The sequence below is a fragment of the Sphingobacterium bovistauri genome, assembly GCF_020295405.1.
Taxonomy (GTDB): domain Bacteria; phylum Bacteroidota; class Bacteroidia; order Sphingobacteriales; family Sphingobacteriaceae; genus Sphingobacterium; species Sphingobacterium bovistauri.
In genome coordinates this window covers 25,112-31,327 of the sequence record NZ_JADEYP010000041.1, presented here as the reverse complement: position 1 = coordinate 31,327, position 6,216 = coordinate 25,112, and the positions used below count along the sequence as shown (strand labels likewise).

General features: G+C 35.7%; 5 protein-coding genes. 2 read left to right on the top strand and 3 right to left on the bottom strand.

The features are described 5' to 3' along the window. Positions 1–168: 168 nt before the first annotated feature. Genes IPZ78_RS16300 through IPZ78_RS16290 form a run of 3 tightly spaced genes read right to left on the bottom strand, consistent with a single transcriptional unit; the run spans position 169 to position 4,613 of the window. Positions 169–1,659, bottom strand: a complete 1,491-nt coding sequence (locus tag IPZ78_RS16300) for a CotH kinase family protein (RefSeq protein WP_225555050.1) — start codon at positions 1,657–1,659, stop codon at positions 169–171. Between the two features lie 57 nt (positions 1,660–1,716). Further along, positions 1,717–2,826 (bottom strand): dipeptidase, encoded by a 1,110-nt coding sequence (locus tag IPZ78_RS16295; protein ID WP_225555049.1) that lies wholly within the window; start codon positions 2,824–2,826, stop codon positions 1,717–1,719. A 50-nt stretch (positions 2,827–2,876) separates the two neighbouring features. Then, positions 2,877–4,613 (bottom strand): serine hydrolase domain-containing protein, encoded by a 1,737-nt coding sequence (locus IPZ78_RS16290; RefSeq protein ID WP_225555048.1) that lies wholly within the window; start codon positions 4,611–4,613, stop codon positions 2,877–2,879. A 115-nt stretch (positions 4,614–4,728) separates the two neighbouring features. On the opposite strand from IPZ78_RS16290, the gene xseA reads away from it, so the two are divergent. Next, entirely contained in the window at positions 4,729–5,988 is a 1,260-nt protein-coding gene (gene xseA, locus IPZ78_RS16285; RefSeq protein ID WP_225555047.1) for an exodeoxyribonuclease VII large subunit, read from the top strand. 2 nt (positions 5,989–5,990) lie between these two features. After that, entirely contained in the window at positions 5,991–6,212 is a 222-nt protein-coding gene (xseB, locus tag IPZ78_RS16280; protein WP_225555046.1) for an exodeoxyribonuclease VII small subunit, read from the top strand. The last annotated feature ends 4 nt before the right edge of the window (positions 6,213–6,216 follow it).

The following is a 6,216-nucleotide window of genomic DNA, read 5'->3' as shown; positions in this document are numbered from 1 at the left end:
TATAAACTCTTCTATTAGCAATAAAACAGAATCCAAAACTGTCAATAATTACAAAATATCCAAAATATCCTCTGTATCCAAGTATGCAGCTTAACAATTAGAAGTTTTCTTAAAAATCGAAATAAAACAAAGAAGCTGCCCTTTTTGGACAGCTTCTTCTTTTATAAATTAATAATTCGAAACCATATTATCGATATAACCTCTACGCGCATCCAAATAACTTTTCAGTCGAGACACTTCACTTTCGAAATTTTTGCCCTTCTTCCAAACCTGCTCATCTCTTGCTTTTGAATCTTTAATCAATGCGGCATATTCATCTACAAATTGGAGTAATGATCCAAATTGTGTCGATTTATAATTTTGCCAATGATTCTTAAAGGCTTTCTTTACCTCTGGATCACTCAATAAACGACGGAAATATTTTGATCCCAAATTATTTTCTGACCAAAAAAACTCTCTCGTGGGATTCGAGAAATGAACTCGATTTGCTTCATATCCATATGCCCAATCAAAATCCCAGATAGGTCCAAAACTGAATTTTCCATTAGGAATTTTATGCATATAGGTACTTTTAGGATGGTTTAATTCTTCGTTACCCGTCAAAATATACACTAACAAATATTTAGCAAAAACATCAATATCCAATTTATCTCTGTATCCATTATTCGGAAAATCGTTGGCAAAAATTAATTTTTCTAACTCTTCAAAATCTGCTTTGATTGGTGTTACTTGAGTTTGATTGTCCAATTCTGGCGACTTAATCATCATAGGCAAGTTGTAATTCGAACTTCTAAACTTATATTCCTCGTCATAATAGGTATCCAATTCAAATAAATATCCAGCCTTTGTAATATTGATACGATTCTCAGCAACTTCAAGGTGTTGTGTCAGAACGTAGCTACCTCTATAGGTACCATTTATCGTCAGATCTACTGGTATAATATCATTTGTAAACGGAACTTTCAAGTCGCGACCTATTCGCATTGCTACAGCATTACACATTAGACTGGGGTCCAAATAGTTCGCTAACAACACCCAATTTCGTGCTTCTGGTAATCCCAAAATCGAAGCCTTTGTGTTGAGGCGCAATCTATAGGGCTTTTTAGGCAATCCCCAAGTTGAATTACCTCGACCTCGAATTTCTGTCGGCGCATCAAAACTAGAATAAAAGGTCTTACCATCAATTCGAAATGTGGCCTTTAGATATTTCTCTTTATCTGTAACTTCCTGATTATTCTCAATCGCTATATTGAATTGAGGAATTTCAAAATTGGTCCAGGTCACACGAATAGTAACATCCCTTTTACCGCCTTTAGCACCAATGAAAGAATATTTTACCGGCTGTGAGAAATCTCGGCTTGTAACTCCACTTTCCTGAGCCACATTGTTGACCAGCACTTTTACAGCATTGGTCTTGAATGTTGGAATTAATGGCTTTGCATGTAATTTAGATAAGTCTGTCGTATAGATATTATCCTTTACAGTCAGTGTAAGATCTTCTTGTAAAAATGGATTTTGTTCCTGTGAAAAATAAAATGATGAAATTTCAATAATCTCTTCTTCTTCATCAGTATCTACATTTGTAGAAGATTTAGAGCAAGATGAAAACGCAATATAGAATAGAAGATAAAAAAATAGAGAGTGTTTTAAAATGTTCATAAAGCAAATTTTGATTAATCAGCTATAAGATAACACTTTACAAACACTTAACCGCAACTATTCTTCATTTTCCTTCATAATACGCAAAAAATTCAAGCCCATTATCTTGGCGGTATCTTCTTTTTTATACCCTCTATCCAATAATGCCTTTGTTAGAAGTGGAAGCTTTGATACATCCTCCAAATACTGCGGAGTAGATTCTATTCCATCATAATCTGAACCTATCGCTACATAATCTATTCCTACTTTATTTACTAAATAATCAATATGATCAAGGAGAGTTTCTAATTTGGCATCAGCTTCAAATTTCAGTTCTTTTGGCAATTTGTGGTACTTGCGCGAAGCAGACATTTTTTCTGTCGGAATATCAAAGTGGTTATCATATAACTGGTGTATTCGGGATTCGAAAGCTGTATCCAAGAATCCAGAATAAAAATTAACACCGACCACTCCTTTATTCTTTTTAAGCGCTGCTAATTGTGCATCATCCAAATTTCTTGTGTGTGGTGTTAATGTCGCAGCATTACTGTGTGAAACCAAAATAGGCTTACTTGACACTTCTAATACATCATAAAACATTTTTTTGCTACCATGCGATAAATCCACCATCATCCCCAATTCATTCATTTTACGAATGATTTCCTTGCCTTTAGCCGATAATCCTTTTTGTTCATCTACAGGCTTTTTATCTTCAATAGATGCTGCCGTAGCCCATGACAAGTTGTAATTCCACGTTAAGGTCAAGTATTTTGCACCACGCTTATGCAATTTCACAAGATTAGGGATACTCTCTTCAATCATATTTCCACCTTCAATTCCTATGACAGCAGCGATTTTGCCTTTTCGTTGCAATTTATAAATATCATCTACAGATTTAGCAATTGCGATTTTATCCTTGTTCTCTTTAATAACCTTCTCCAATGCATCAATTTGATCATTGGCATGCTTGAATGCTCCTGTTTTCCATTTTTTATCATCAGACCACACAGCAAAAACTTGAACATCTACTCCTCCTTCTATCAACCTCGGAATATCGGTGTGGCCTGTGCTTAATCTATTGCTAATATCATGTCCATCCAATATGCTAGAGATAATCACATCATTGTGGCCATCCACAATTAAGATATCTTTATGAATTTTCTTATAATCTTCCTGTGCTTTTGCCATATGCATAAAGGTGCAAAATGCCAAAAAATTAAGTATATGTATTTTTTTCATTATTTCGCTTCATTGATAGTTTCGTAAATCGCGTCTTGTATACGACTACGAATATTTAGATTCAAAAGTTTTGAAGAGACCTGAGGATGAACACGATTAGACAAGAATATATATACTAATTGATGCTTTGGGTCTATCCATATACAAGTACCCGTGTACCCCGTGTGCCCGTACACGGATGGATTAGCCAATTTGGATGGATACTCCTTTTTCAAATCTGGGTCAAAACGATCAAATCCTAAGCCTCTACGGCTGGTTTTTGATTGATTTGAAGTAAATAAATCTATGGTATTCGCATTAAAATATCGTGTGCCACCATACTCTCCCCTATTCAACAACAATTGGCCAAAGATTGCCAAATCATTAGCCGACGCAAATAATCCCGCATGTCCAGCAACTCCTGCTGCCATTGCCGCACCTTGATCATGTACAAAACCTTCTAAAAGAACTTTTCTAAATGAAGTATCATGTTCTGTAGGAATGATACGAGATTTATCAAATCGTGCACGAGGATTATAACCAGCAGTTTTCATTCCGATAGGTCTATAAAGTATTTGTTGCACGTATTCATCTATAGGTACACTTGTCACATGCTCAGCCACTTCCTTCATGACATACATACTTATATCAGAATAGACGTAATTACCAGATGGTTTTACAGCTGAATTCATCATTTGTGGCCACATAACCTCTTCGTAATAATGATTACGCAAATAGGCGCTATCTGCCAGTTGTACCTGATGTGTTGCTGACGGAAAACGTTGAAGATCGCCTGATTTCAAATTTTTATAAAAAGGAATGAAAGGCGTGAACCCCGCCTCGTGAAGTAAAACTGTTCTTAGTGTGATATCTTTTTTATTGGTAGATCTTACATCCCACAAATAACTACCCATTGTGCTATCTAAGTTGATCGCCTTCGTCTCTTGCAATTTCATAATTACAGGTGTAGTTCCCGCGATTTTACTAATTGATGCCAAATCAAATATATCTGTTACAGAAGTCTTTTGTTTTGCCTCGTAGGTATGATTGCCATACGCCTTTTCAAAGATGACTTGACCATTTTTAATAGCCATCACTACTAGCCCAGGTGTCGCTTGCTCATGTATTGCTTCAGCTGCTATGGCATCAATTTTTCTGGTCATTTTCGCAATATTCAAACCAGAGCCTTGGCCATTTGAATATTGTAAACGAGTTTGCGTAGTTTTCAATTTGGAATTTCCCTCTGTAATAGCCAAGCCCCCAAATAGACTCATTGCTAGATTACGTTGTGCTTCATCGCTAAATTCAGGATAAACCACTTCTGTAATTTTACCGCCAAACTGAGCTGTCTTTTGAATATGCCCCACAGCAGTATCTAAGAATTTACATAAAATCAAGTTTTTATGATTTGATATAGCCTGATTCAAAAGAGCAACATTTACGGATGCTAAATTAGACGAAGTGCCTGCTATTATAAACGTATTATAAAGTTTCCCACCTTCATTCATTTTATTCAAATCAACTACAGTCACATCTGCATAGCGTTCGAGTTGGGCAATGAATGATTTATACTTCTCTTTATCAGAAACTGCTACTACAACTTTTAATTCATCCAACCGTCCAAAAGGGATCGTATTTTCCTTATTAAAAAGCAATTGAGTTCTATTTGCTATAGATTGTTTGTATTGCGCTTGTAACGTTGAAATTGCAAGGACTAAGCAGAACAAAAGGCTAGGTAGTTTGTAGCGATATATCATGGCATGCGAGGGTTTCTAACGTAAATGTACTGATAAAGCGCACAAAAACGCAACAATAAATAGTAACAACTTCATTTCGTTCTCTCCTAAATTTTTATTAACTTATATTTGAATTATGCCAGAAAAAGTCAACGATAAGACCATTTTTTCGCTGTTGGAAGTGACCAAGAGCATCCAAAAAACACTAGCTGACCGCTATCAAAGTTTATATTGGATTAAGGCTGAAATGAATAAGCTGAACCACTATAAGCACTCTGGACATTGCTACCCAGAATTAGTTGAGAAAAAAGAAAGTAAGATTGTTGCCGAAATCAGATCCATCCTTTGGAAGTCTGATTTTGAGAGAATAAATAATTCATTCATAAAATTATTAAATGAGCCTCTTCGTGATGGTATTACCATTCTATTCCAAGCTGGCATTTCGTATGATCCGATCCATGGTTTGAGTCTGCGAATAGTAGATATTGATCCTGCATTTGTCTTGGGAGAATTAGAACGTGAAAAAAAAGAAAGTATTCTTAAACTACAACAAGAGAATCTGTTTGACGCGAACAGAAGATTGCCATTCCCTGTTATACCAAAACGACTTGCTATTATTTCGGTAGAAACAAGCAAAGGGCTTTCAGATTTTTATAAAATAATTAATAACAATCCTTGGGGCTACAAAATCGAAACAACCTTATACCCAGCGCTGTTGCAAGGAGACAAATCAATCCCTTCTATCATTAAACAGTTAGCCGTCATCGCTGACCGAACAGAAGCTTACGATGCTGTCGCTATTATTCGTGGGGGTGGGGGCGAAGTTGGGCTCTCTTCTTATAACAATTACAATCTAGCGAAAGCTATTGCTATTTTCCCACTACCGGTATTGACTGGTATTGGACACTCTACTAATGAAACAGTAAGTGAAATGGTAGCCTTTAAGAATGCAATTACACCAAGTGAATTAGCTGATTTCCTAATTCAGAAATTTCACAACTTCTCCATTCCTTTAGATCGACTACAAGAGGAACTCATCTTTTTGTCGAAGAATAAATTCGAACAAGAAAAAACTAAACTTCAGGGTTTTGGTCAATCTCTTTCATGGACGAGTAAAAATAGACTTCAACAAGAAAATCATGATATAAACATCCAAAAACAAAGATTACAGCTCTTTAGTCAACATTTTCTAAAAGAAAAATATGGAGAGCTAGCCAACATATCACGACTCATTAAGATGGCTGATCCAGCGCAATTGCTTAAAAGAGGATTTTCTATTACTCGAATAAATGGAAAAGTTATACAATCCATTAGTGATATACAAACAGGTGATATCGTCGAAACCATCTTCATTGATGGAAAAATGCAAAGTCAAGTTACCTCAAAACAAAATTAATAATGGAACCAAATTATACATATATAGACGCATTCAACGAACTTCAACAGATCGTATCAGATATTGAAGTTGGAGATGTCAATGTAGATGAACTAGCATCAAAAATTAAAAGAGCCTCTGAGCTAATTGCTGTTTGCAAGGCAAAATTAGTAGCCTCCGAAGAAGAAGTTGATCGACTCTTAAGTCAATTACATACCGATACTGAAAAATCAGAGGAGGAGTAATAGC